Origin of the sequence: Dermacoccus barathri, from assembly GCF_015070805.1 — a bacterium.
Taxonomy (GTDB): Bacteria; Actinomycetota; Actinomycetes; order Actinomycetales; family Dermatophilaceae; genus Dermacoccus; species Dermacoccus abyssi.
In genome coordinates, this window is record NZ_JADCTK010000003.1 from 169,985 (window position 1) to 196,833 (window position 26,849).

Here is a 26,849-nt window from a genome sequence, read left to right on the forward strand (position 1 = left end):
ATCACTTCTCCTGCACGAGCACGTGCACGTGCCCGAACTCGTGGGGTTCGAGGTCGCCCAGACGCAGCGCTTCGCCGTCCGTGACGACGACGCGCTGACCGCTGAAGGCGTGACGCCACGTGCCCGCCGAGAGGGGCACGTCCGCGTCGGCGAGCGTGTTGTCGCGCAAGGCGCGCGAGGCCGCGCGCACCCCGACCACCGCAACGGCGAACGGGGCGCCGTGCTCGGCATGTTCGAAGGCGTGGTCCGTCGCGTCCGCCTTGGCTCCCTTGTCGCGGTTCACCAGACGCTGGACGCTGCGTCCGGCGTCGGACACGCGTCGACCCGCGTCCGCGAGGTGACGACGCGCGACCGAGCCGGCCGTCAGCGCACGCTCGAAGGCAACGACGAACTCGTTGTCGGATTCGAGCGGCCTGTAGGTCGAGCCGGGGTTCGCCGGGTCGTGCACATCGGCCGCGAGACACTGCGCCACGAGGCGCGGACGCGAACCCGGCACGTCGAGGCGGCGCTCGAGCTCGGCGTAGTCGACGCTGCGACGGTTGTCGGGGTCGACGAGGCTGAGCGTCGGGCGTTCGCTGCCCTGATAGGTGTCGGGCACGCCCGGCAGGAACAGTTCGAGCACCTTCTGCGAGTCACCGGTGAGGCGGATGGCCTCGGCGTTGTCGCGACGCGCGGCGAGGATGCGCTCGCGCAGATCGGCGGCGAGGGTCGACTTCGCATCCGCTGACGCCGCAGCTTCGCCCTGCTTGTCGTTCGCCGGCGCGTCGAGCACGAGGCGGGCGAGGCCGAGCACCTGCTCCTCGTACGTCTCGTCACCGTCGATCCAGGCGGTGAACACCTTGGCCTCGCGCAGCGCCTTCGTCAGGTAGTCGTCGAGGCGCTGGGCGTCGATGCCGAGGTCGTGCGAGCCGTCGTCGTCGACACCGAAGGCCGTGGAGAACCCGGCGATCGTCTGCCACACGAGGTGGGCCGCTCCCCTGTCGACGCTCGCGGCGTCGGCGAGCGCGAAGGCGGCCTCGGAGCACTCGCGCCACGCGTCGGTGTCGCCGGCGAGGGCGAGCAGTGCGGCTCGGACGTCCTCGCTGCGCTTCGTGTCGTGCGTCGAGAGCGTCGTCATAGTGCGCGGCCACTGCTTGGCATTGTGCTGCGCCCACGCGTGGAGGCGGTGCGGGCCCGCGTCGGTGAGCACCGACGGGTCGCCACCCACCTCGTTGAGCGCGGTGAGCGTGTGCCAGCGGTAGAAGAGGGTGTCCTCGATCGACTTCGCCATGACCGGGCCCCACGTCTGCTGGAGACGGACGGCGAAGTCGGCCGACGAACTCTCGGTGTCGACGAACTCGTCGGCTCCGGCCGTCGGGCGCACGAGCGCGATGGGCTTGAGGGCGTCGATCTCCGTCACGAGATCGGGCCGGCTCTCGCGCGCTGCCGCGAGGGCGTCGTCGAGGTGGGCCTTCGCCCGTGCGTCCATACGCTCACCCGGGACGAGGTAGGCGCGGTACACCGGCGCGGCGACGAGCAGCTCGACGATGGCGGCGCGCAGGCGGGCACGCTCGAGGTCGGGGCGCACCTCGCTCGCGCGGCGGGTGAGCCGCTCGACCTCCGCCACCAGGCCGTTCTCGACGACGAAGCGCTTCGCGTCGGCCGCTGCCTCGTCGACGTCGTGGGCGTCGCCCTCGGCGAGGGCTCGCTGCCACACTTCGTCGAGAACGGGTGCCGCCGCATCGTCGACGAGCGCTGCCGTGATCGCCGCCATCGCGTCATAACCGGTCGTGCCCGCGCACGCCCAGTCCTTCGGCAGGTCCTCCCCCGGCTCGAGAATCTTCTCGACCCAGATCGGGGTGTCCTTGCGGCACTCCTTCGCGAGGCGCGCGAGGTAACCGCGCGGGTCGGCGAGGCCGTCGGGGTGGTCGATGCGGAAACCGTCGATGTGACCGGCGTGGTGGAGCTCGAGCAGCAACGCGTGGGTGGCGTCGAAGACCTCGGTCTCCTCGACACGCACGGCGATGAGCTCGTTCACCTCGAAAAAGCGGCGGTAGTTGAGCACCGTGTCGCGCTCGCGCCAGAAGGCCAGGCGGTAGTGCTGGGCCTCGAGGAGGGAGCGCAGTTCGTCGCCCGTCGGTTCCTCAGAGACGCCGTTGAGGGTGCCGTCCGCGACGGGGAAGTCGTGCTCGTAGTAGCGAATGACGGGCTCGTCGCCGCTGCGGTCGAGCGTGATGGCGCCGTCGGCGATCTCCTGCTCGAGCGAGTTGCCGAGGATCGGCACGCCGAGCTTGCCGTCACCGGCCGCCCAGTCGACATCGAACCAGTGCGCCGTCGGGGCGTCCTGGCCGCCCTTGAGCAGCGCCCACAGCGGGCGGTTGCCCGACTCGGGCGCGACGAAGGCCATGTGGTTGGGCACGACGTCGACGATGACGCCCAGGCCCATCTCGTGTGCGGCGTCAGCGAAGGCGACGAAGGCCTCCCGCCCACCGATCTCGGGGTTGACCCGCGTGTGGTCGAGGACGTCGTAGCCGTGCACCGAGCCGGGCACCGCCGCGAGGATCGGCGAACAGTAGGCGTGCGAGATGCCCAGCTTCTTGAGGTAGGGCAGCTGGGCCCGAGCGTCGTCGAGGGTGAAGTCGGCGTGCAGTTGGAACCGGTAGGTGGACGTCACAGGCACACTCATGCCCTTAGCCCACCACCAAACGGGGCGAAAATCGAGTTCGCCCACCCTCCGGCGTCAGCTGATCGTGACCTTGGTGCGCCGCACCCCGCGCGTCAGGGCGTAACCCACGAGCAGGGCGAGCAACCAGAGGCCTCCGACGAGGGCGGCGTCACGCATGTCGGGCACCTTGAACGCAGTGGCCATGACCGCCAGGATCCCGGCGATGCCGGCCCCCGCGACAGCCGCGCCGCCAGGCAGGTGGACGCTGCCGTGCACGTCGCCCGTCCGACGGAACACGATGTAGCTCGCGAGGGCGAGCAGCCACGTGATGAGCACGGAGAACGTGGCGATGGAGACGAGCTTCGTGAACGCGTCGGCCACACCCGTCTCGGCGAGCCACACGGCGAGGAGCAGCCCCAGCGCCGAGACGAGCGTCGCCACGATGGGTGCGCCCTTGATGTTTGTGCGAGCGAGGAAGGCCGGCGCGAGGCGGTCGACGGCGAGCGAGTGGACGAGGCGGCCCGCGCCGTAGAGCTGCGCGTTGCCGGTCGACAGAGCTGCGACGAGGATGACGAAGTTCATCACGCCCGCGGCCGCCGGGATGCCGACGGCGTCGAAGGCGCGCACGAACGGGCTGGCCTCGAGACCCTTGGCCGAGGCGGTCACCGTCCAGGCGTTGAGCGTGACGATGAGCAGCACGGCGACGACGTAGAACAGGCCGAGGCGCGCGACGAGGGCACGCATCGCGGTGCGGACGCTGCGGCGCGGGTTCTCGGCCTCGGCGGCGGCGATCGGGATGACCTCGACGCCGACGAAGGCGAACATCACGATGGCGATCGACAGCCAGATCGACTCGAGCCCGTTGGGCAGGAAGCCGCCGTGCTCGGTGAGGTTGCCCCAACCCGTGGCCGCGCGCCCCGGTGCGCCGAAGAGGACGAGCACGAGACCGATGAGGATGAAGGCGATGAGCGCCGTCACCTTGAGCGTGGAGAACGCTGCTTCGGCGCGGCCGAAGGAGCCGACCGACAGGAGGTTGGTGACGACGATTGTCAGGCCGACGAGCGCGACGAAGACGACGAGCGGCACGTCTGGCCACCAGTACGTGAGGTAGGCGCCCGCGGCGACCACCTCACCGCCGAGGGCGATGACGCTGGCCGCCCAGTAGCACCAGCGTGAGACGAAGCCGGCCCATTCGCCGAGGTAGCGCCCGGCGGCCGCGCCGAAGCTGCCCGGTTCGGGCCGCGCCGTCGCCATTTCGGCCATGGCGAGGCCGATGACGGCGATGAGCAGGGCGCCGAGGGCGTAACTGACGACGGCCGCGGGACCCGCGACACCGATGGCCGCGCCGGATCCGAAGAACAACCCCGTGCCCAACGCCGACCCGAGGCCGATCATGAGCATCGTGCGGTGGCTCAACGTGCGGGCCAAGCCGCCGGGCTGCGTCATCGAATCCTCCTCGTCGCGTCTGGGCGCGAGCGGGCCGATGGCAGCCGCTCGTCGCCAAAGTTCGAGGATACGCCCGGGTTTCGAGGCAGCTGGTCACGTGTCCGGGTGTGCCGCGTCACCCCCGGTGAGAGCCGGCGCGGGTCGAGACCTCAGCCGTCGAGGCGGTTGAGGCCCACCACGACGACGAGGGGCACGCCGGCCTCGTTCGAGGCCTCCAGATCGACCTCCGCGTCGATGCCCCAGTCGTGGTCGCCGTCGGGGTCGACGATGACCTGGCGCACCTCCCACTTGTCGGGGTGCTCGGTGATGCGCAGCATCTTCGGCCCGCGGGCGTCGGCATCGAGAACGATCTCGTCGTGCTCGTCGTAGTAGGCGCCGAGGTCGGCGTCCCACGCGTCGGCGTCCATGACGATGTCCGTGGCGGGATCGGTGCTCGCCGCGACCGCCTTGTCGAGGGCGGCAAGTCCGTCGACGTCGTCCTTGGCGGCGAGCTCGACGCGCCGGAACATCGCCTTGCGGATGGCCACCTTCATGGCGCGCGGGTTCGCCGTGAGCGGGCGCGGCTTGAGCGCCTTCTCCGCCGTGACGGGCCCGTCGCTCGGGTGCGTGAGCGCCTCCCACTCGTCGAGCAGGCTCGAGTCGGTCTGGCGGATGACTTCGCCGAGCCACTCGATGAGGTCGGCCAGTTCCTCGGTTTTCTTCGACTCCGGCACGGTCTGACGCAGCGTGCGGTAGGCGTCGGTGAGGTAGCGCAGCACGACGCCCTCGCTGCGCGCGAGGTCGTAGTAGCGGATGAGATCGCCGAAGCTCCACGCGTTCTCGTACATCTCACGCACGACGGACTTGGGCGACAGCTCGTACATCGAGACCATCGGCTGCGTCTGCGCGTACGTCTCGAACGCGGCGTCGAGGAAGTCGGCCAGCGGCTTCGGCCACGTGACGTCCTCGAGGCGCTCCATGCGTTCCTCGTACTCGATGCCTTCGGCCTTCATCTCGGCCACGGCAGCGCCGCGCGCCTTGAACTGCTGCTGCATGAGCACCGGGCGCGGGTCGTCGAGGATCGACTCGATGACACTCACGACGTCGACGGCGTAGTCCTGCGCGAGCGTCGTGCGCGCCGGAGCGTCGGACGGCTCGGCGTCACCGCGAGCAGGCGCTGCCTCGTCGGGGTCGAGCATGTCGAGCACCGCGAGCGCGAACGGCGCGAGGGGCTGGTTGAGCGCGAAGTTGTCCTGCAGGTCCACCGTGAGATCGACCTGGCGTCCGTCGGCCTGCGGCTCGTCGAGGCGACGCACGACGCCCGCAGCGAGCATCTCCCGGTAGAGGCCGATGGCCTGCTTGGCCAGGCGGGTCTGCTTCTTCGCGTCCTCGTGGTTGTCGCGCACGAGGTCGCGCACGGCAACGAACGGGTCGCCTTCGCGCGCAATGAGATTGAGCAGGATCGAGTGCGTGACGCGCATGCGCGACACGAGCGGCTCGGGCTCGCTGGCGACGATCTTGTCGAACGTCTCCTCGCTCCAGTTGACGAAGCCCTCGGGCGGCTTCTTGCGCTGCACCTTCTTGAGCTTCTTCGGGTCGTCGCCGGCCTTCGCGAGGTTGCGCGTGTTCTCGATGACGTGCTCGGGTGCCTGGACGACGACCGAGCCGCTCGTGTCGAAGCCCGCGCGCCCGGCGCGTCCTGCGATCTGGTGGAACTCGCGCGACTTGAGCACACGCTGACGGGTGCCGTCGAACTTCGTCAGGCCCGAAAGGACGACAGTGCGGATGGGCACGTTGATGCCGACACCGAGCGTGTCGGTGCCGCAGATCACCTTGAGGAGGCCCGCCTGGGCGAGCGTCTCGACGAGGCGGCGGTACTTGGGCAGCATGCCGGCGTGGTGCACGCCGATGCCGTGGCGCACGAGACGGCTGAGGGTCTTGCCGAACCCCGAGGAGAAACGGAAGTCGCCGATCATCTCGGCGATCTTGTCGCGATCCTCGCGGCTCGCGACCTTGAGCGACATGAGCGCCTGCGCGTTCTCCAGAGCCTGGGCCTGCGTGAAGAACACAACGTAGACGGGCGCCTGACGCGTTTCGAGCAGTTCCTCGATGGTCTCGTTGAGCGGCGTCGTCGACCAGGAGTAGCTGAGCGGAACGGGACGTTCGGCGCCCGCGACGGTGACCGACTCGCGGCCCGTGCGACGCGTCATGTCCGTCTCGAACCGCGTGACGTCGCCGAGGGTTGCCGACATGAGAAGGAACTGCGCCTGCGGCAACTCGAGCAGCGGCACCTGCCACGCCCAGCCGCGGTCGCCCTCGGAGTAGAAGTGGAACTCGTCCATGATGACGAGCCCGACGTCGGCGGTCTTGCCCTCGCGCAGCGCGATGTTGGCGAGGATCTCGGCGGTGCAGCAGATGATCGGAGCGTCCGGGTTCACGGACGCATCACCGGTGAGCATGCCGACGTGCTCGGCGCCGAAGATCTCACACAGCGCGAAGAACTTCTCACTCACGAGCGCCTTGATGGGCGCGGTGTAGAAGCTGACGCGGTCGTCGGCGAGCGCCGCGAAGTGCGCAGCCGTGGCGACCATCGACTTACCTGAGCCTGTGGGGGTGGCGAGGATGACGTTCTTGCCGTCGAGCACCTCGATGATGGCCTCTTCCTGGTGGGGGTAGAGGCTCAGGCCGCGATCGCCCACCCAGGCGCCGAACGCCTCGTAGACGCGGTCGGCGTCCGGTGTCTTGGGTAGACGCTGGGTGAGGGTCTTGACCTTCGGGTTCGCTTCGCGGGCGGCCGCGTCGGCCTGGGCCGCGAAGTCTCCGGCGAAATCCTCGTGGCCGGGTGTGACCGCCTCGCCGGCGGTGCCGGAGGCATCGGAAGAATCGTTCACCGGATCACCAGATGTGACGCTGGCCGGGCAACAGGCGCAGCTCGCCGAAGTCGAAGGTGCGCTTGCGGGCCTTGCCCTTCGAGAGCACGGGCGCGAGCACCATGAGCTGGATCTGCTCGGCGTGCTCGAGGTCGACGCGCACCGCGTCACCGAACTGCGGCACGACGACCTGCAGGACGATGGCCGTGGCGCGCTGCGCAACCGTGCGGTTCTCGTTCTCCGCGCGCACCTTGAGCAGGCGGCGCAGTTCGGCGAGCACCGCCTCTGGCTCTGGCTGCTCGCCGAGCGCAGCCGGGTCGGCGAAGACGATGTCGACGTCGGGCGCCTTCACACCGCTGCTCGCGGCGGTGGGCTCGCCGTCGGCGTCGACCGTGGGTTCGCCGTCGACCGACATGGCGAAGGGGTAGAACTCGCCGTTCTTCTCGAGGTGTTCCATCGCCGCGCCGAGGGCTGCGGAGAGCAGCTCGTCGAGGTCGGCCTGAGCCTGCGGAGAGGCCTCGTCACGCCATGTCGTCGTCATGTTTCCAGCCAATCACAAGGCACCGACAAGGCCGAATCCGCGCTGATCTCGCGTTCGGCGCGACCTCAGCGGGTCGTGGTGGAATAGCGCCCATGCTCTTCCTCGACGCAGACCGCATCTTCTCCGTCATGTCGCCGGCCGACGCCGTGAACGCGCTCAGCGCGGCGCTCGTCGCGGGCTTCGACCCGGCCGACGACCTCTCGCGCGTCGTCAACCCGATCGACAAGGGGCAGCTGCTCCTCATGCCGTCGGAGGTGGGCACCGGCATCGGCATCAAGGTGATGACGCTCGGGCGCGACAACCCCGAACGCGGCCTGCCCGTCATCCAGGGCAGCTACCTCATGTTCGATGGCGACACCCTCGCGCCGACCGCCGTCCTCGACGGCGCCGCCCTCACGACGCTGCGCACCCCGGCCGTCTCCGTTGCCGGCATCCGCCCGGCGCTCGAGCGCTTCGACGGCCCGCTGCGTCTCGTCGTGTTCGGCACCGGCCCGCAGGGCACGTCGCACGTCGACACCCTCGCCGATGTCGTCTCGGAGCCGTTCGCCGACGTCACCTTCGTCAGCCGCACCCCCGAGAACGTGGGCGACGACGTCATCTCACGTGGCTCGGTCGTCGCCGCCGGTAGCCCCGAGTTGGACGCCGTTCTCTCCCGAGCCGACGTCGTCGTGTGCGCCACCCCTGCCGAGGAACCGCTCTTCTCCGCCGACGCCGTGTGCCGCGACGTCGTCGTGATCGCCATGGGCTCGCACTCCCCCGACGCTCGCGAGGTGCCCGGCGCTCTCATGGACCGCGCGCAGGTCGTCGTCGAGGACGTGGAGACCGCCCTGCGCGAGGCAGGCGACGTCGTGCTCGCCATCGCCGACGGCGATCTCTCGCGCGACGACCTGCTCCTCATGAAGGACGTCGTGCGCGGCGACGCGGAACTCGACCCGGGCCGTCCGCTCGTCTTCAAGACGGTTGGGATGCCGTGGGAGGATCTCGCGGTCGCCCAGGTCGTTCTGGAGCGCGCCACGCGCTGAGCCCGCTTTCTGACGTGCAGTGAAACGTCAGGTCGATCCGCCACCATGGGGGCGAGCGGGCCCGTCCCGCGCACCGAGCCGAGGAGGAAATGTGCCGGCGACTCGCGCATCACGGACCCGCTGGGTGACGGTCGTCGCCATCACGCTTCTCGTGCTCTCGCTGCCGTTCATCGCAGCGAAGGCGTACGTCGCGCTCAAGCCGGAGCCGCGTCCTCCGTCGTCCTTCGACAACCCGATCGGCCCGCTCGACGCCCGCATGGTGCCGAACGGCTGGGCGCCCTACATCGAGGCGGCGTCTCGTGAATCCGGCGTTCCCGCACCGGTTCTCGCGGCTCAGTTGGAGGCGGAGTCCAAGTGGGACCCGCAGGCTCGCTCCTCCGTCGGCGCGCAGGGTCTGGCGCAGTTCATGCCCGACACGTGGGAGACCTACGGCCGTGGCGGTGACGTCTACGACCCGAAGGACGCCATCGCCGCGCAGGGGCGGTTCATGAAACATCTGCTCGAGCAGTCGCGAAACTCCGGTTACGACCGCCATCCGTACGAGCTCGCGCTCGCCGGTTACAACGCCGGCTTCGGAGCCGTGCAGAAGTTCAAGGACATCCCTCCGTACCCGGAGACGGAGGACTACGTCGTCAAAATCCGGGATCGCACCGCGCACTACGCGCAACGGCTGGCAATGCCGTCGGGTGGGTCGTCCGCCGGAACGTCCTCCGAAAGCGCTCAGGCGTTGCCCGTTCGGCGCGAGGGTTCCTGAGGACCGACGGATGTCGCTGCGCTCACCTCGCCAGGGCGAGCCAGAGCAGGGCGCGCACGTCGGGATCTGCGAGGTCGAGTCCCATCGCCTCCTGAGCCCGCCGCACCCGCGAGGACACCGTGTGCCGGTGGACCTTCAGCTCCCGCGCCGTCGCATCGAACGACCCACCGTGACGCAGGAAGGCCGTCACCGTGACGCGTAGAGACTCCGATCCGTCGTCGCTGAGCCGCTGGAGCACCGGCCCCGCCCACGCGTCGACGGCGCGCTCTATCGCGGGTTGGGCCAGAACGACGTCAAGGGCTGCCTCGCCGTCGACAACAGGCACTCCGCGGCGCCGCGCGGCTCGCGCAGCAGAACGCGCGCGCTCGAGCGCCCCCGCGGCGTCACCGCCCAACCCCGCATGCCCGAGGTGACTCCCGGGCACTGTGATCGGCTTCGGAGCGACGGCAACGAGTTCGTCGCCGTCAATGCGGAAGATGGCGTTGGCCTCGGCCGACGCCTGTTCGGCCTGTGCTCGCCACACGTCGGGCCGCGCCGTCGCGGTGGGGTACGCGACGAGGGCGACAGCCGTGTCCGGAGACAGGCCGAAGTGGGTCAACTCCCCGGGGGAGTCGCGGCCCTCCTCGAGCTGGTGGAGCAACGCCCTGCCCAGGTCGTCACGGAGCTGCGTCAGCCGTTGCGGCGTTTCCATGAGCAGCGACAGGCACGAGACGACGTGTTGGAGCGCGAACCGCTCCGAGGGCCCGAGCGGCGGCGTCGACGCTGTGGCCAACCATCCGTGCTCGTGGGCCTGGCCGATGAGGGGGTGCACCTCCACGTCGTCGGTGCTGAGCACACGACGACCACGCGGGAGGCGCCCCGCAGCCTGCAGGTGGAATAGTTCGTCGACGACTGGCCCCTCGCCGACGGCCGCGCCGTCCGCGGTGAGCACCACGACGGGGCGCTCGAGGAACGTTCGGGCCGCACTGACCACCGCCTCGGTGCCATCACGCAGTGCGACGCGTGTCAGACGACGCTGGAACTCCACCGTGTGACGCAGCGCGCGCCGTTCCGCTTCGGCCACGTAATCCGCGCCGACGCGCACGATGCTGACGAAGGGGGTGGGCTCGGGCACGACGAGCAGCGGAAGTCCGAACTCGACACAGGCTAGGGCCACCGCGTCCGGCACGGTGTCGTGCCCGACACCCACGCCGAAGCCGAGCGCACCGACGTCGTGGGCTGCAAGGCGCTGGACGTACGCGCGGCACTCGTCGTGCTCCGCAGGAAGCCGTTGCCCCGTGGTGAGGACGAGTTCACCGCCGCTGAGGTACGGCGTGGGGTCCAAGAGCTCGATGCCGTGCACCCACGTCAACGGTGTGTGGGCATCGCCGTTCACCAGCCGCAGACGCAGGTCGTCCCGCCCGAGCAGGGCGCGCAGCGTGAGTTTCATCGGGCTCCTCCCCTCGGGCGCCATCGCGAGTATCCATTGTGTCGAATGAATACGTCCCGGCATGCCAATTCGTCCAGTTACATGCGCAGCCGGACTGCATACCGTGGCACGCAAGGCCGTTGCGGCTCACTCAGGCAACGAAGGACGTCAGCATGACTCAGTTCGACCTTCCCGGATCGCCGGGCGGGGCGCGTCACACCGCCCGTCTCGAAGCAGGAGCATCCGCCGCGAGCGACACGAGCTTCGACCCGCGCACCGGGGCTTCCAACGGCGCGATCGCACACACGTCGGCCGCGCAGGTGGAGCAGGTCGTCGCCGCTGCCGGGGCTGTCGTGGAGCGCTTCGCGCAGACCTCGCCCGCCGAGCGGCGCGAGATGTTGCGGGCCGTGGCCGACGCCGTCGACGCCTCCGCAGCCGAGCTCGTGTGGCTCGCCGACCGCGAGACCGGGCTCGGCGAGACCCGCCTCAGGGGCGAGGTCGCGCGCCTCGCGTCGCAGCTGCGCTTCTACGCCGACGTGTGCGCCGAAGGTTCGTGGCTGCGCGCCACCCTCGACGAGGCCGGCGACGCCTCGTCCAGCCTCGCCCGCGTTCAGGTGTCCCTCGGGCCCGTCGCGGTCTTCGGCGCGAGCAACTTCCCGTTCGCCTTCGGCGTCCTGGGCAACGACACCGCGTCGGCCCTCGCAGCAGGTTGCCCTGTCGTCGCGAAGGCGCACCCCGCCCACCCCATGCTCAGTGTGCGACTCGGTGAGATCGCCACGTCCGCCCTTGCGTCAGCCGGCGCGGCCGCAGGCGTGTTCGACGTCGTCGTCGGCTTCGAGGCCGGCAAGCAGCTCGTGCTCGATCCCCACGTTCGTGCCGTCGGGTTCACCGGTTCGCAGAACGGCGGCCTCGCGCTGTGGCGACTGGCCAACGAGCGTCGCGAGGTCATTCCCGTCTTCGCCGAGATGGGCACCGTCAACCCCGTCGTCGTGACGACGGATGCCGCAGCGGAACCCGGGCGTGTGGCCACCGGCTTCGTCTCGTCGATGACGCTCGGGGCCGGCCAGTTCTGCACCAAGCCTGGCCTCCTCCTCGCGCCGGAGGGCGCCGGCCTGGCGGACGCGCTCGGCGCTGCGGTGTCCGCCACGCAGGTTCACCCCATGCTCACGGCAGCGATGGCCGCTGGGGTCTCGCGTGGTGTCGAGGCCTACGAGGCCGCCGGCGGCCAGGTCATCGGGACGGGCTCCGGCGCAAGCGCCGGGTGGTCCGCCGCCCCCACCGTGGTGCACGTTCCCGCCGAGCTGTTCACCCGCGAGAGCGTCTTCGCCGAGGAGTGCTTCGGCCCCGTTGGCCTCGTCGTCGAGTACACCGACCGCGCCCACCTCGAAAGCCTGCTCGCGCAGCTGCAGGGCAGCCTCGTCGCCACCGTGGCGAGCAGCGGCCCGCACGACCCGGAGACGGCGGACCTCGTAGCGCTCCTCGCCCGATCCGTGGGCCGCGTGACGGTCGACGACTGGCCCACCGGCGTCGCGTGGACGTGGGCACAGCAGCACGGCGGACCTTGGCCCGCGACGAGCGCCCCGGCGTCGACGTCCGTGGGCGCCGCTGCTCTCGACCGCTTCACGCGGCCGGTCACCTTCCAGAACCTGCCCGACAGCGCGCTTCCTCCGGCCCTGCGCCACGACAACCCCTGGGGCCTGCCGCGACGGATCAACGGACGGATGAACTGATGAACGAACACTTCCCCGCCACCCCGAGCTCGAGCGGAACGCCGCTCGACGGCATCAAGGTCGCCGACTTCAGCCGCGTTCTCGCCGGCCCCTTGACGACCATGACGCTGGCCGACCTCGGCGCCCAGGTGCTCAAGATCGAACGCCCCGGTGTCGGCGACGACACCCGCCACTGGGGTCCGCCGTGGACGACGCACGGCTCCTCCTACTTCGAGAGCGTCAATCGCACCAAGCGCTCCATCGGCCTGGATCTCAAGGACCCCGAGGACCTCGCCGTCGCTCGCGAGATCGCCGCGGAGGCGGACGTCGTCGTCGAGAACCTCAAGTCCGGCACGATGGCACGCCTCGGCCTCGGCTACGAGGATCTTGCCGAAGCCAACCCGGGGCTCGTCTACTGCTCCATCACCGGCTTCGGCTCGGGCGAGGGCGCCTCGATGGCCGGGTACGACTTCCTCGTCCAGGCCGTCGGCGGCCTCATGAGCATCACGGGCGACGCCGAGGGCGAGCCCATGAAGGTCGGCGTGGCCCTCGTCGACGTGCTCACCGGCAAGGACGCCGTCATCGGCATCCTCGCGGCGCTCACCGAGCGCAGCCGCAGCGGTCGCGGCCAGCACCTCGAGGTGACGCTGCTCACGAGCCTGCTCGGCTCGCTCGTCAACCAGTCGTCGTCCTACCTCGCGACGGGCCGCAGCCCGGCGCGCATGGGCAACGCGCACCCCTCCATCGCGCCATACGAGCTCCTGCAAACCGGCGACGGCCCGCTCGCTGTCGCCTGCGGCAACGACGGTCAGTTCGCCCGGCTCACCGAGGTGCTCGGCGTGCCGCAGCTGGCAACCGACGAGCGGTTCGCGACGAATCCCGAGCGCGTTGCCCACCGTGATGACCTCGTCGACGAGTTGGAGGCCGCGCTGGCCGCCGCGTCGGCCGACGAGTGGGCGGCCCGCCTCGGCGAGGTCGGGGTTCCGGCCGGCGTCGTCGGCGACATCGCGTCGGCGATCGACCTGGCCGAGCGTCTCGGCCTCCAGCCGACGCTCGACCTCGGCCCGGAGCACCCGCGTCAGGTTCGACACCCGATCACTTACTCGCGCAGCAGGACCCAACCTGCGACGCCACCACCCGACCTGCCCCAGCGCACGAACGACGACCACGACGAAAAGGAAGCCTGATGTCCACTGCGAAGAAGATGCCCCCGCTCAACCCGCGCGATCTGGCAGGCATCGACGACCTGCTGAGCGACGAGGAGAAGGCGATCCGCGCGACGGTTCGCACCGTCTGCGAGAAGACGGTCGACCCGTACGTCGCGGAGTGGTTCGAAGCGGGTGAACTCACGGACGTGCGCGAGCTCGCACGCGAGTTCGGCCGCAACGGCTTCCTCGGCATGCACCTCGAGGGCTACGACTGCCCCGGCATGAGCGCCACCGCGTACGGCTTGGCCTGCCTCGAACTCGAGGCGTCGGACTCCGGCATCCGTTCGCTCGTCTCCGTCCAGGGCTCCCTCGCGATGTTCGCGATCCACCGCTGGGGCAGCGAGGAGCAGAAGCAGCAGTGGCTGCCGAACATGGCCGCCGGCGAGGCCATAGGCTGCTTCGGCCTGACCGAGCCCGACCACGGCTCCGACCCCGCGTCGATGCGCACACGCGCGCGTCGTGACGGCGACGACTGGGTGCTCGACGGCCGCAAGATGTGGATCACGAACGGCTCTGTCGCCGATGTCGCCGTCGTGTGGGCGCAGACCGACGAGGGCATCCGCGGCTTCGTGGTGCCGACCGACACCCCCGGCTTCTCCGCGAACACGATCAAGCACAAGATGTCGCTGCGCGCGTCCGTGACGAGCGAGCTCGTCCTCGACGGTGTGCGCCTGCCCGCGGACGCGGTCTTCCCCGAGGTCATCGGCCTCAAGGGTCCGCTCTCCTGCCTCAACGAGGCCCGCTACGGCATCGTCTGGGGCGCCATGGGCGCGGCTCGTTCGTCGCTCGAAGCGGCGATCGACTACTCGAAGGAGCGCGAGCAGTTCGGCAAGCCGATCGGCGGCTTCCAGCTGACGCAGGCCAAGCTGGCCGACATGGAGCTCGAGTACGTCAAGGGCGTGCTGCTCGCCCTGCACCTCGGGCGTCGCAAGGACGCGGGCACCGTGCGTCCCGAGCAGATCAGCCTCGGCAAGCTCAACAACGTGCGCGAGGCCATGGAGATCTGCCGCACCGCGCGCACCATCCTCGGCGCGAACGGAATCTCGCTCGAGTACCCGGTCATCCGGCACGCGAACAACCTCGAGTCGGTTCTCACCTACGAGGGCACCGTCGAGATGCACACGCTCGTCGTCGGCCAGGCGCTCACCGGCCTGCCCGCCTTCCGCTGACGCACGCCGCCCCGGCCGATCTGCACCTGCCCCGCCGTCGTTTCATCCACCGGCGGCGGGGCAACCCGGTAGAAATGGGGTGAGCGCGAGAGCCGATCGAGGCCGCCTCACCCACCAGACTGAGGCTGATCACATCCCCAACCGAGGAGAATCATGAGCACCTCGCAGTACGCCGTCACCGACCCGCATGACGGCAACGTCGTCGAGACCTACCCCACCGCCGATGCATCCGACGTCTCGCGCGCCCTGGACGCCGTGTCGTCCGCCTATAAGAGCTGGTCGCGCACCACGAGCGTCGCCGACCGCGCTGCGCTCATGAAGCGCGCCTCCGAGCTGTTCGCCGAGCGCACCGACGAGCTTGCCGCCATCATCGAGCGCGAGATGGGCAAGCCGACGGCGGAGTGCGTCGAGGAGGTCGAGTTCTCGGCCGCCATCCTCGGCTACTACGCGGACAACGGCACCGAGTTCCTCAAGGACGAGCCGATCGACCTTCTCGACGGCGAGGGCAGCGCCCTCATCCGCCGCTTCCCCATCGGCCCGCTGCTGGGCATCATGCCGTGGAACTTCCCCTACTACCAGGTGGCCCGTTTCGCGGGCCCGAACCTCGTGGCGGGCAACACGATCATCCTCAAGCACGCTCCGCAGTGCCCCGAGTCGGCAGCCGCGATCGCGCAGATCTTCTCCGAGGCCGGCTTCCCCACGGGCGCCTACGTCAACCTCAACGCCACGAACGAGCAGTGCGCCGACATCATCGCCGACCCGCGCATCCAGGGCGTCTCGCTCACCGGTTCCGAGCGCGCCGGCTCCGCCGTCGCCGAGATTGCCGGACGCAACCTCAAGAAGGTCGTGCTCGAGCTCGGCGGCTCCGACCCGTTCATCCTCCTCAGCACCGACGACATGGACGCCACGGTCCAGGCCGCCGTCGAGGCGCGCGCCTACAACACCGGCCAGGCGTGCAACGCCGGTAAGCGCTTCATCGTCGCCGACGGCCTCTACGACGAGTTCGTCACCGCCTTCACCGAGAAGATGAAGGAGACCTCGGGCGCCTCCCCGCTGTCGTCCGTCGCGGCGCGCGACAACCTCGCCTCCCAGGTCGACGAGGCCGTGAGCGGCGGCGCGACCTTCGTCGGTTCCGAGAACGACGACGTCGACGCGAACGGCGCCTACTACCCCGCAGGTGTCCTCACGGGCGTCACGAAGGACAACCCGGCCTACTACCAGGAGCTGTTCGGCCCGGTCGCCATGGTCTTCAAGGTCGGCTCCGAGGAGGAGGCCGTCGAACTCGCGAACGACACCCCGTTCGGCCTCGGCTCGTACGTCTTCACCACGGACTCCGAGCAGGCCGAGCGCATCGCCAATCAGCTCGAGGTCGGCATGGTCTTCGTCAACGGCGTCGGTGCCGACGGCGTAGAACTGCCCTTCGGCGGCGTGAAGCGCTCCGGCTTCGGCCGTGAACTCGGCCGCTACGCCATCGAGGAGTTCCTCAACAAGAAGCTCATCCGCGTCATCGAGTGATGTGCATTGCGTGAGATCCCCCGGCTCCGATTCGGCCGGGGGATCTTTCGTTGATGCGTCGTGGCTTCACCTTCTCGGAATATACCCCCATGGGGTATAAGTTGACGCGAGTGAGGAATGCAGCTCCGCCCGGCGCAGGGGTGCGGGGCGGTGTAGCTCGTGAGGAGGAGTGAATGGAACCCGAGACATCTGGCCACAACGATCACGCAGGACACGGCGACCACTCAGGGCACGGAGGCCACGCGGGCCACGGCGACCACGTCGCGATGTTCCGGCGCCTGTTCGCGATCATGAGCGTCGTCGCGATCCCCGTCATCGCGTTCGACCCGATGTTCGCCCACCTCGTGGGTTACTCGCTGCCCGATTCGGGCTGGACGCGCGCGATCGCGCCGGCACTCGGCACCGTCATGTACGTCTGGGGCGGCAAGCCGTTCCTGTCCGGCGCCGTGAGCGAGGTGCGTTCGCGCAAGCCCGGCATGATGCTGCTCATCGCTCTCGCGATCACTGTCGCGTTCGTCTCGTCCTGGGGTGCCAGCCTCGGCGTTCTCGACGACGAGCTGTCGTTCTGGTGGGAACTCGCGCTCCTCGTCGTCATCATGCTGCTCGGCCACTGGGTGGAGATGCGTTCGCTGGCGCAGACGTCCTCGGCACTCGACTCCCTCGCCGCACTGCTGCCCGATGAGGCCGAGAAGGTCGACGGCGACCGCGTCGTCACGGTTGCCCCGGACGACCTCGTCGTCGGCGACGTCGTCATCGTCCGCCCCGGCGCCTCGGTGCCTGCGGACGGGCGCATCGTCGACGGCAGCGCGTCGATGGACGAGTCGATGGTCACCGGCGAGTCGCGCGCGGTGCGTCGGGAGAAGGGCGACGCCGTCGTCGCGGGCACCGTGGCCACCGATTCCGGTCTGCGCGTGGAGATCACGGCAACGGGCGACGACACCACACTTGCGGGCATCAGCAAGCTCGTGAGCGAGGCGCAGAACTCCTCGTCGCGTGCGCAGTTGCTCGCGGACAAGGCCGCCGCATGGCTGTTCTGGTACGCCCTCGGCGCGGCCGTTCTCACGGCGATCGTGTGGTTCGTCGCCGACCGCCCCAACGAGGCCGTCATCCGCACCATCACGGTGCTCGTCATCGCCTGCCCGCACGCCCTGGGCCTTGCCATCCCGCTCGTCATCTCGATCGCGACGGAGCGCGCGGCGCGTGCCGGCGTGCTCGTCACCGATCGCCGGGCGCTCGAGTCGATGCGCACCGTCGACACCGTGCTGTTCGACAAGACCGGCACGCTGACGAAGGGTGAACCGACCGTCACGGGCGTGGAAGCGGTCGAGGGCCGCAGCGAGGACGACGTCCTGCGGCTGGCCGCCGCGGCCGAGGCGGACAGCGAGCACCCCCTCGCGCGGGCCATCGTCGCAGCGGCCGACGAACGCGGGCTCGACGTTCCGCGCGGCGGCGACTTCACCTCGTCACCGGCCGTCGGAGTGCGCGCGGACATCGACGGCGCCGTCGTCGAGGTGGGTGGGCCGCACCTCCTCGAACAGAAGGGCGCCCGCGAGCTGCCCGTCGCCGACGAGTGGCGTACCGAGGGCGCGATCATCCTCCACGTCCTCGCAGACGGCGAGATCATCGGCGCCCTGAAGTTGGCCGACGCCGTGCGTACGGAATCCCGCGACGCGATCGATGCCCTTCACGCTCGAGGCGCGCAGGTCGTCATGATCACCGGTGACGCCGAGGCCGTCGCGCACCACGTGGCGGACGAGCTCGGTATTGACCGTGTCTTTGCCGGCGTACGCCCCGAGGACAAGGCTGCGAAGGTCAGCGAACTCCAGGGCGAGGGGCGGAAGGTGGCCATGGTCGGCGACGGCGTCAACGACGCACCGGCTCTCGCGCAGGCCGACGTGGGCATCGCGATCGGCGCGGGAACGGACGTGGCGATCGGGTCGGCGGGCGTCGTGCTCGCGAGTTCCGACCCGCGTTCGGTGCTCTCGGTCATCGAGTTGTCGCGCGCGACGTACCGCAAGATGAAGCAGAACCTGTGGTGGGCCGCCGGCTACAACCTCGTGTCGGTGCCACTGGCTGCGGGCGTGCTCGCACCCGTCGGGTTCGTGCTGCCGATGAGCGTCGGTGCCGTCCTCATGTCTGCCTCGACGGTCGTCGTGGCGCTCAACGCACAGCTGCTTCGCCGACTCGACCTGCGACCGCAAACGTGGGCAGAGCGCTCCCCCGCGGACGACTGATCGTGCCTGCGGGTTGAACGAGCGCGCCCCCGACCCGAGCTAACCGCTGATTCCGTAGTCCGCCCACACCGGCGCGAGGCTGACGGGCGAGTGCTTCTGCGCCAGCGCCTTGAACTGCCCACGGGTGATGTTCGCGTGGCGATACGTCGTGGCGAGCTCCTTGAGGAACGCTGTGTGACGCGGCGCGTTCTCGCGCAGGTACGAGCGGTCCATGGCGTAGCGGATGGCGCGTTGCGCGCCGTAGACGTAGTTGTAGCGGCTCGTCGCGAGGTACTCCGGCCCGCTGCTTCCCGCAAGTGTCGACTTCACGGGCGTGTAGGCCCCCGCGATGCCCGCGTGACGTGCGTAGTCGTTCTGCAGCAGGACGGCGAGACCTTCGTGGATGAACATGACGTCACGCCAGTCCTTGGCCGTCACGGAGTTGCCGAACCACATGTGCGCGTTCTCGTGCGCGATGAAACTCGGAGAACCGTCGACGAGCGAACGCTTGTACTGGACGAGACCGACCTGCTCCTGGCCACCGACGGGGAAGTTCGTCAGCGTCAGCCCACCGGACTGCGAGAACGGGTACGGGCCGTACAACCGGGCGAAGTAGTCGAGGGACTTCGCGGTGTGGGTGACGAGGTTGGCCGGGACGCTCGCCATGCCCGCGTACAGGTACGGGACGCTCACGCCTGCCGCGGTGAGCTTGCCGCGCTTCACGGCGAGACCAGGCCCGACGGTGAGCCCGGGGTTGTAGGACGAGACCCGCTCCGGAATGACGATGCGCGTGTTGACCATGCTGCCGTCGCCGAAGGTGTGCGGGGCAGGCGCACCGTAGGCGATGATCTGGTTGCCCTTCTGCGTCGAGATGCTGATCGCGTACGTGGCCTTGTTGTCGATGCGGTCGTTGCTCGGGTACCAGAACACGGCCACCTCGGGCTCACCGGAGAACGTCGTCACGGTGCCGTTCTCGATGACGCCACGGGTACCTCGGTTGAGGAGAACCCGGTTCCAGGGGATGTCGTCGTACCTGACCTGGAGCGTGAACGACTGCCCCTTCGCCAGAGAAACGCCCGTGATCGACCACTGATACCGCGTTCCGGCCGCCTTGAACGGCTTGCTCACACCGTTCACGGTGACGCTCTTCGGTACGAGCGCGAAGTCGATGAGAAGTGATGTCGTCGCGACCTCGGCGCGACACGTCATCGTCGTCGCTCCGTAGACCCGGGCATGTGTGCCGCTGGCGCCGGTGCGAACGGTGTCACCGATGGAGTAGTGACTCACCGAGTACCGGGAGTCGCCCTTGTTCGGCAACTTGGAGTCACCGGTTGCCGCCGAGACAGGTGACCATCCTGCCACCCCCAGCAGCCCCGCCCCCGCGCCTGCCGCGAGCAGGGTACGGCGTGAAATGTGCCCACAGCACTCGAGATGAGTCATCGTGCCCCCAATGTGTTCGGCACCCACGACCCCACCGCTGCCGAGGCTCGCGGTCTCGTCGGTGTCGATGAATCTGATCCATCGACTCTGTCAGGTCGGTGGACCTCCGTAGAGAGTTCGAGAACCCCTTCCGGCCTTGAAAACTGTGGCTTCGCGCAGGTCGCGGGGTGTTTACCAGCAGAGTCGGAGACCGTTGGAGCCGTCTGTGGTGGACTCGCGGGGGCGGATGGTCCGTGCGGTTGGGATGGCTCAAACCTTTCTGAGCCCGGCGCAGGTAGATGAACTGGTGGCCCTGTACGAGGCGGGTGCGACGCTGGTGGAACTCGGTGAGCGGTTCAGCATTCATCGCCGCACAGCGGCGGCGCACCTCGTCCGCCGGTCGGTCCCGATACGCCGGCGGGGGCTCGATGAGTGCCACCTCGCCGAAGCGGTCGAGCTGTACGCCGGAGGCCTGACGCTGCTGGAGGTGGGATTGCGGTTCGGGGTCAGCCAGCAGGTGGTGCGTCGTGCGCTTGCGACCCACGGTGTCGCGATCCGTCCGAGCGGACGTCGGGTACGAGCGACGATGTGATTCGCCTCGTCAGTCGTCCTCCTGCGTGAGCACGTACGCGTGCTGGAAGGCGTCTTCGAGTTTCGGTCTCAGGTCGGAGAGGAATCGCCGCCCGACCGCGTTGAGAGGTAGGTCTTCACCGAGAAGCGCGAGCCGGGTAGCGATGATCTTGTGGCTGACGCCGCCCGGCATGGAGAGGTAAGTCTTCGCGTAGTCATCCACGGCCTTGGCGATTGTCGTGTTCTTCGCCAGTGCGCCCGAGGGGATGCTCTTGTCCTGTTCGGCCAGGAACTCGTTGACTGTGTCTAGATACGTCGCACGATCCACGAGGTCTTCGATCGCTTTTCCTTTCGGCAATTGGAAGACGTGACCCTTGGGCACTCCGGCTGCGACGAGTTGCTTCCTCTTGTCGTTGCCCGACTGGTCTCCGTCCACGAGGAACGTGGTGATGAGCGCCACGGAGCTGATTGCCCGTGGGGCTGAGAGATTCGAGAGCCCGAATGCCACCTGGAAGTCGAGTTGCGATCCGTCTGTGGCGTTCCTGAGCAGCGTCGGGAGCAGGATCATCTCGCTCACTCCCTCCGCCAGGACGGCTCGCCGGAACGCCGAGAACGCAGCAACTTCGGCGCCCATCGCGAACAGCAGGTGCGAGAAGCCTGGCTCCGCCTTGGTCCAGAAGTTGTTCTCAAGAGTGCTGATGGCTAGGTCGTCGGGCCTCCGCGCCACCACTCTGATACCTGTTCCGAGGTCGAGCGGCAGACAGCCGGGAGAGTGCGTGGTGTAGATGACCTTGTGGACCTGTAGTTCTCGCGTCAGCACCCGCACGAGGTCGGCCTGGGCGTCGTAGTGGAGGTTGCGTTCGGCCTCATCGATCATGAGGACGGGAGGGATTTCCAGGTCCGCGGCGATCAGGAAGCACACCAGGCCAAGGAACGTGCGCAAGCCGTCACTTCGTTCGGCGATCGGAGTGACTGTGAAGTCTGGGCTGTCCAGCTCGTGGATGTTGACTTCGAGAATCCCACCTTGGTTCAGTGCGAGTTCGATCGTGAGTTTCGACTGAGTCCACATTGGTTCGAGACGTGAACTCAGTGTCTCGTTCATGCGGCGTCCCAGGGTTCGCATCGTCGCAGGATCGCCGCTGACTATGGCGCTCCATACTTCCTCGGCGGTAGTGCCTGCGACGGTCAGAAGGTTCCGAAGCGGTGCTGGTGGTTGTGAACGCACTGCTTCGTCACTCAGGTTGTATGACTCAGCCAGATCGCGATCGTCGTCACTGAACAGAACGAACTTCGGAACCCTCCTGGCGAGTAGACCCCGCATGCTGTCAGTCGGATCGGCGAGTTCACCTGCCTCAGCGGCCGCTCGGAAGAGCCCGAGGGCCTTCTCGGCATTGCTCCGAATTTTTGTAAGCTTTGCCGAACGCACATCGATCTGGCTGATCTGTTCGATCGCCGATTGAAAGCGGGTGAGCGCATCTTGGCAGCCAGCGACCCGTTCCGTATTCCATTCCAGGTCATCCGGATCGATAGCCACTTGCGCCTCACGGATAACAGCTTCGAGGTCCTCCACATCGTGTTCGTCGAGCAGGTCACGGGCGTCAGTGCGAGCGAGTTCGACCTTTGACAAAGCGTCGAATGCCTTCGCGAACGGGACGCGGTTCCGGGTGACGGTCGTGAAGACTCCGGTGACGTGCCCGCCGTCCTTGCGTCGGGAGAACCGGAAGTCGGTTACCGTCTTGGCATCTATCGGTGCGCTGGGGTCGATGTTGAGGTCGCGTAGGGCTTCGAGGTCGTCAGGATCGAGCCGGTAGCGTGCGCGCACGACGAGGGTGTCTGAGTCTGGCCGCGTCCGGCGGTTCTGCTCGCGTAGAGACAGAGCAGGATCATCGCGATCGTTGTCTGTCAGCCACGCCAAGCCCTGGAGGACGCTGCTCTTGCCGGACTCGTTGGGACCGATGAAAGCGATCGTGTGGCCGTCAACGTTGCACGAGGCCCGATCGAGGCGCTTGTAGCCGTTGAACTCGATGGTCGACAGCCGCATAGGTGTCGCTCCTCTCGTTCAACTTTCGACACAAGTTCATCGTGTCATGCCGAGAGCAGGTGGCGACGAGAGCCACGCCGCGCAAGCATCAGGCGCAGGAGGCAACTGCCAGGGCTAACTCATCGTGTGCTATGGCGCGACCTCCATGGTCAGTTCGCGACGGCTCGCTGAAACGGCTTGTGCGCTGGGCGGGCCGGAACGCGGCGCTGGGCGAGGGCTTCCTGAACCCGGGCGTGGATCAGGAGGATGAAGCTGACTGGTCCCATGATGGTGAACTTCATCGAGATCCACACCGACCACAACACCACTAGATTCAGCCAGTTTGGGGCGCCCTGGTCGAGGGCGTTGGTGCAGATGCTAGCGATTAGCAGGTAGGGCGCAGCGAGAAGCATCACGGGGATGCCCCACTTCAGATTGTGGCGGCGTCGGATCGCGTCGAGCAGCCGGTTGGTGGGCATATAGCGGCGCAGGTAGTAGCCGGTGTTGGCGCTGAGCGTCCAGATCAGGCGGATCATGGCAGGCCTCTCGTCACACGTGTGTCTCCGGCGAGGAGGCAGTACGTGTATGAGCGCCGGTGATGGGTCGTCCCGAAGGACCCGCAAATGAGAAGAACCTGCCTCGTGTACTAATGTACGCCCGCGCAAAGACAGATGGAACCCCGCTTCGGGGCGAGCATTCTAGGAGAATCGCGAACGGCGATAGCCATACACAGGGTAGAAGGTGCAGACCCGTCTACCGTTTGCCTTCGCCGCGAGCCAGCCCGGTCGACCACAGCCGCTTCCGTAGAGCAGGAGCACCTGTCGCTCTGGCGTTCATCCCGATTCTTCCTCCAGCCAGTCGGTGGGGATGAAAGCGACACCGTTTCGCCAGTTTTCGACGACTGCCTCTTGGAACCAGTCGTCTGCGAGGTTCGCGTGGTCACACACGATGACCTGGAGGTCACCGGCAAGCACCGCTACGACATCTCGCATCAATGTGAACTGTCTCCGGACTGCTTCCCAGTCGGCGTTCTCATCTTCAGCAGCATCAACGACCTCTTCCGGGAAAAATGCCTGCGTCGGCTGATCGAGCATGAGGAACCGCGGAACAGGTCGACCGTTCGTCGCAAACCAGTGGTGGAGGGCGAGGTGAGCGACGAGGTGGTAGCCGACCCAGTTCTCAGCGCTTCCCATGCGGCCAAGTGGGACGCGGCCTCCGGGTCGCTTAACGGCTACGGTCAGCTCAACTGGATCAAGGTGGACGTGATGCTCGGAGCCCTCTAGCTGAAGGTAGCGCGCATAGTCCGTCATCAGTTCAGACACCGAGTCGATGGCGGTACGAAGAGCAGCAGCGGGATCGTCCCGCTCACTCATGTCTTCCAGCCGCGCGAGCTGTCCGCGATACCGGCGTTCAGCGTTTCGCAGTTCAGCGAGGTCAGCAGCGATGTCGACACCTCGTTCAAGTTCTTGGCTGACCCGGCCTTGAAGGAATGCGATTCGTTCGCGTCGCTCACGGCCCGCTGCGATCGCAGCTTCTTGTTGAGCAACGGCATCGAGTTCAACGACGTTTTCTCGGAGTGCTTCCACGAGCGGTTCGCGGCTCGCCGCCAGACGTTCGATTGTCGCTTGGCGTCGAGAGGAGATCCCCTTCGACGCTTCGAGGCGAGTTTCCAGAGCGTTCAGGAGCGATCGCAACTCATCAACGGTCTCATCTGGGTGGTCTAGACCTTGATCGCACAGCGGGCAAACCCCCACGTCTCCGCCGGTCAGCGCAGACTTCGGGACGAGCAGGTCGAGCGCGCGAAGCCTGTCAGCCTGGTACTGGCCTTCGGCCTGCGAGTCAGTCTGTTCGTCTTGTAATTTGCCAAGCAGTTCGAGTTGATCGTCAACTTCACGGATTCGAGTCCGGATCGTTCGCCCTTCTTCCGTGAGCTCTCTCCTTCGGCGCGAGTCCTCCAACTCTTCGGCAGATACACTGTCGGATCGATAGGCCAAGATGCTTTCCAACAGCGCGCGTAGTCCTTCTCTGGCGCTGATCCCTGCATCATCAGGCAGCACGTTGAGGCTGACCGCAGACTCAATCAGGTGAGTGACTCGGCTGTCCTGCTGGTCGAGGTCTGCTTCCGCAGCGCGGATGCTGTTTTGGGTTCGTTGCAAAGTTCTACGTGTTGCTACAAGTTGGCGCCGCACGGCACTTTGCTCAGGCGTCGCTGCACCGAGGAAGTACGGAAGTGTGTCGCGGATCGTTGTCTTGATGTCGTTCTCCACCTGTCGGTGAAAGAGCACGTCACGACTTGCAATCTCCCCTTGATTCTGGAAGCAGTAGAAGAGTGCTTGTCGGACTGAGACGTCGTAGGACTGTCTGAGAGAGCCACCCTCGGGATCGATGGTAAAGGAGTCAATTCCGAGTCGTTCGGTGAGTGTGTCTTTCACGACCTTGGTGTCAGCGTTGACTTCGAGTTCGTCGAACATAGGCGCAGCGAGGTCGAGACCGCCTGTACGAACCATCGCCCGATGAGTGCTGGCACCCTCCGGGTTCGGCCGACAGATCAGCACGCGTTCATCCGCGAACTGGACGATCACGTAGTACCAGGAAGCGTGATCGCTAATGACTCCAGTCGGAATTGTTACCGTGTTTCTTCCGAGGCAGTATTCGACGATGTCGAGTATCGCAGACTTACCGGTCTTCGACTTCCCAGTCAGGATATTCAGAGCACCCAGACGGAACTCGACATCACGACGTCGCCCCGACTCATTGAACACTCCCAGGGATACGATGTGCACGATTAGCCTCCGATCCCGAGTAGTTCAAACGCCATGTGCGTCTCAATGGCGTTGAACCATTGTCCGCAAAAACGAGCTGCTTTGACAGAAGCACTCAGTTCTGTGGGCCATTGCGACGTGGCACTTTTCGGCCTAGCAAGCGCAACAAGGTTGGTTCCCTCAAGTCCGAGTCGCCCGGCTCGGAGGCCGTGGCGGATGGCTCGTTTGGTCGGCAGTGCCATGTTCGCCACTCGATATTCCATGTCCGCGAGCAAATCGTGATTTCGTACAGCCCAACGAGCGAGGGTGATCCGTCGATCACGGGGCAGACTATCTCGTGTCTCCGGGTGAAGAGTGAGCGGCAAGATGAGGTAAGCAGCGGGCCACGCGAGACCGGTAGTGCCCTGTTGGGCTTTCGCCCAGCAGGCGTTCACAAGCAGCTCCGAGGTCAGGACGGTGTTGAAGAGTGCCACGGCCTCTGGCGGGCGGGCTGGAGGTGAAGCCGGCGCTTCAGGTAGATGAGACATAGCTAAGCATCTCCTCCAGCTTCGACTCGAATTCGGGATGCCAGCCAACCCGATACCCCAGCTCACCATCGGCGAGTGCGTGGAACATTCCACGGTTGAACCAGGGCTCGTCAAAGCGGTCCCGCAGACGGGCCCGCGACTCTCGCGCCAATTCCTCTAGGATTTCTTGGCCGACTACGTCGTGGTCGGTCCGCCCTTCCCGTCTCATGGCTGCTACTCGCGAGTCGAAGGTTTGCTCCCACTCGTCGTGAAGGCGAAAGGCGAACCGGTCAAGTTCAGTCTCCGCCAGAAGTTGGTGGCGAAGCCAGAAAGAGCGTTGAGTGAATGATCGATGATAGTCCCGGATCGCTTTCCAAAGACGGTTGTCTTCTAGCGCGATCCAGAGGAGTTGCTGCACGAACGGCCGATCCTTATATAGATCAGAGATCGACTCGTCATGCTCTTGCATGACGAGTGGATCGACGGGCAAGGTGTCGCTCTTAAGTTGGTCTGTAATCTCTGTGACTTGCACGATCAAGTCTTGACCAGTCACAGCCTCCAGCGTCCTGCTCAAGAGTCGCACCGAGACACCTGACCACCATCCTTTGAGGAGGTGAAGGAAGACTTCGTCTCGTCCGGTTGGGTATGCATACCGGAAGGTTCGGACCAGTTCCTTGTCGATGTGGGCTGCTGGCAGCGATCCATCGTCAATGATTATTCGATCTACCAACTCAACCCTGGCAGTTTCGTCGAGGTCAAGGAACTTCTGACGCCATTTATCAGTGGTCCTGCTCGTCGATGTACTTGCCGCATCTAACAACTCGTTGAGCGCTACCGAAGTGTCACGGTTCTCCCCGTCACGAAGGCGAATCAGGCCTGACTCTTCACTGAGTGTCCGGGTGGTGACCAGGCGTAGCACGAGCGTGTCGGCCGAAGGCAAGTCCATCCAGACATTCAGAGTTCGCCAGAGGTCAACTGATTGAGCTGTGAGCGGACCGCCGCCGCGTGTGTGATGCTTCGTCTGCAGAAGTTCTGTAGGTGAACCTGCACTATCAAACTCGATATCATCCAAGGTTTCGAGCCGAAGCTGAGCC

Annotated in this window: 19 protein-coding genes; 8 read left to right on the forward strand and 11 right to left on the reverse strand. The window is 67.0% G+C overall.

Going from position 1 to position 26,849, the window contains the following annotated elements; translation table 11 throughout:
- Window position 1 precedes the first annotated feature (1 nt).
- The 4 genes from treY to IM689_RS06490 all read right to left on the reverse strand — a co-directional run bounded on the left by treY (window position 2) and on the right by IM689_RS06490 (window position 7,480).
- Window positions 2–2,665, reverse strand: coding sequence for a malto-oligosyltrehalose synthase (gene treY / locus IM689_RS06475; RefSeq protein ID WP_227484571.1), 2,664 nt, complete (start codon window positions 2,663–2,665; stop codon window positions 2–4).
- 54 nt (window positions 2,666–2,719) lie between these two features.
- Entirely contained in the window at window positions 2,720–4,090 is a 1,371-nt protein-coding gene (locus IM689_RS06480; RefSeq protein WP_193643365.1) for an amino acid permease, read from the reverse strand.
- A gap of 149 nt (window positions 4,091–4,239) precedes the next feature.
- Window positions 4,240–6,960, reverse strand: a complete 2,721-nt coding sequence (locus tag IM689_RS06485; protein ID WP_193643366.1) for a DEAD/DEAH box helicase — start codon at window positions 6,958–6,960, stop codon at window positions 4,240–4,242.
- Between the two features lie 4 nt (window positions 6,961–6,964).
- Window positions 6,965–7,480 (reverse strand): hypothetical protein, encoded by a 516-nt coding sequence (locus IM689_RS06490; RefSeq protein ID WP_129665522.1) that lies wholly within the window; start codon window positions 7,478–7,480, stop codon window positions 6,965–6,967.
- A 92-nt stretch (window positions 7,481–7,572) separates the two neighbouring features.
- Between IM689_RS06490 and IM689_RS06495 the strand changes: the two genes are divergently transcribed.
- Together IM689_RS06495 and IM689_RS06500 are read left to right on the forward strand one after the other, a co-directional pair.
- A complete protein-coding gene (locus IM689_RS06495; RefSeq protein WP_193643367.1) occupies window positions 7,573–8,502 on the forward strand; it encodes an ornithine cyclodeaminase family protein in 930 nt (309 codons plus the stop codon).
- A 91-nt stretch (window positions 8,503–8,593) separates the two neighbouring features.
- Window positions 8,594–9,256 carry a lytic transglycosylase domain-containing protein gene (locus IM689_RS06500; RefSeq protein ID WP_193643368.1) on the forward strand — a complete coding sequence of 221 codons (663 nt, stop codon included), beginning with the start codon at window positions 8,594–8,596 and terminating at the stop codon, window positions 9,254–9,256.
- Between the two features lie 22 nt (window positions 9,257–9,278).
- On the opposite strand, the gene IM689_RS06505 is transcribed toward IM689_RS06500, so the two are convergent.
- Window positions 9,279–10,685 (reverse strand): PucR family transcriptional regulator, encoded by a 1,407-nt coding sequence (locus IM689_RS06505; protein ID WP_193643369.1) that lies wholly within the window; start codon window positions 10,683–10,685, stop codon window positions 9,279–9,281.
- Between the two features lie 152 nt (window positions 10,686–10,837).
- On the opposite strand from IM689_RS06505, the gene IM689_RS06510 reads away from it, so the two are divergent.
- The 5 genes from IM689_RS06510 (at window position 10,838) to IM689_RS06530 (ending at window position 18,499) form a co-directional block, all read left to right on the forward strand.
- Window positions 10,838–12,394 carry an aldehyde dehydrogenase family protein gene (locus tag IM689_RS06510; protein ID WP_193643370.1) on the forward strand — a complete coding sequence of 519 codons (1,557 nt, stop codon included), beginning with the start codon at window positions 10,838–10,840 and terminating at the stop codon, window positions 12,392–12,394.
- Window positions 12,394–13,560, forward strand: a complete 1,167-nt coding sequence (locus IM689_RS06515; protein ID WP_193643371.1) for a CaiB/BaiF CoA transferase family protein — start codon at window positions 12,394–12,396, stop codon at window positions 13,558–13,560. The genes IM689_RS06510 and IM689_RS06515 overlap by 1 nt, the downstream gene beginning before the upstream one ends.
- Window positions 13,560–14,750 (forward strand): acyl-CoA dehydrogenase family protein, encoded by a 1,191-nt coding sequence (locus IM689_RS06520; protein ID WP_193643372.1) that lies wholly within the window; start codon window positions 13,560–13,562, stop codon window positions 14,748–14,750. The genes IM689_RS06515 and IM689_RS06520 overlap by 1 nt, the downstream gene beginning before the upstream one ends.
- Window positions 14,751–14,903: 153 nt before the next feature.
- Window positions 14,904–16,265, forward strand: a complete 1,362-nt coding sequence (locus tag IM689_RS06525) for an NAD-dependent succinate-semialdehyde dehydrogenase (RefSeq protein WP_193643373.1) — start codon at window positions 14,904–14,906, stop codon at window positions 16,263–16,265.
- 173 nt (window positions 16,266–16,438) lie between these two features.
- Window positions 16,439–18,499: a heavy metal translocating P-type ATPase gene (locus IM689_RS06530; RefSeq protein WP_193643374.1), complete on the forward strand. Its 2,061-nt coding sequence runs from the start codon at window positions 16,439–16,441 to the stop codon at window positions 18,497–18,499.
- Between the two features lie 39 nt (window positions 18,500–18,538).
- On the opposite strand, the gene IM689_RS15030 is transcribed toward IM689_RS06530, so the two are convergent.
- Entirely contained in the window at window positions 18,539–19,840 is a 1,302-nt protein-coding gene (locus IM689_RS15030; RefSeq protein ID WP_193643375.1) for a M1 family aminopeptidase, read from the reverse strand.
- Window positions 19,841–20,204: 364 nt separating this feature from the next.
- Between IM689_RS15030 and IM689_RS06540 the strand changes: the two genes are divergently transcribed.
- Window positions 20,205–20,489, forward strand: coding sequence for a hypothetical protein (locus IM689_RS06540; RefSeq protein WP_319803823.1), 285 nt, complete (start codon window positions 20,205–20,207; stop codon window positions 20,487–20,489).
- Window positions 20,490–20,498: 9 nt separating this feature from the next.
- On the opposite strand, the gene IM689_RS06545 is transcribed toward IM689_RS06540, so the two are convergent.
- From IM689_RS06545 to IM689_RS06560, 5 genes are all read right to left on the reverse strand, one after another.
- Window positions 20,499–22,508, reverse strand: a complete 2,010-nt coding sequence (locus tag IM689_RS06545) for an AAA family ATPase (RefSeq protein WP_193643376.1) — start codon at window positions 22,506–22,508, stop codon at window positions 20,499–20,501.
- A gap of 149 nt (window positions 22,509–22,657) precedes the next feature.
- Window positions 22,658–23,023, reverse strand: coding sequence for a sulfate permease (locus IM689_RS06550; RefSeq protein ID WP_193643377.1), 366 nt, complete (start codon window positions 23,021–23,023; stop codon window positions 22,658–22,660).
- A gap of 297 nt (window positions 23,024–23,320) precedes the next feature.
- Window positions 23,321–25,270 (reverse strand): DUF3732 domain-containing protein, encoded by a 1,950-nt coding sequence (locus tag IM689_RS15035; RefSeq protein WP_193643378.1) that lies wholly within the window; start codon window positions 25,268–25,270, stop codon window positions 23,321–23,323.
- A 2-nt stretch (window positions 25,271–25,272) separates the two neighbouring features.
- The gene (locus tag IM689_RS15130; RefSeq protein ID WP_406565487.1) at window positions 25,273–25,845 is read right to left on the reverse strand and encodes a three component ABC system middle component; all 573 of its coding nucleotides are present in this window, start codon (window positions 25,843–25,845) and stop codon (window positions 25,273–25,275) included.
- On the reverse strand, window positions 25,760–26,827 hold the full coding sequence (locus IM689_RS06560) for an ABC-three component system protein (protein ID WP_193643379.1): 1,068 nt from the start codon (window positions 26,825–26,827) through the stop codon (window positions 25,760–25,762). Before IM689_RS06560 ends, IM689_RS15130 begins: the two co-directional genes overlap by 86 nt.
- Window positions 26,828–26,849 lie beyond the last annotated feature (22 nt).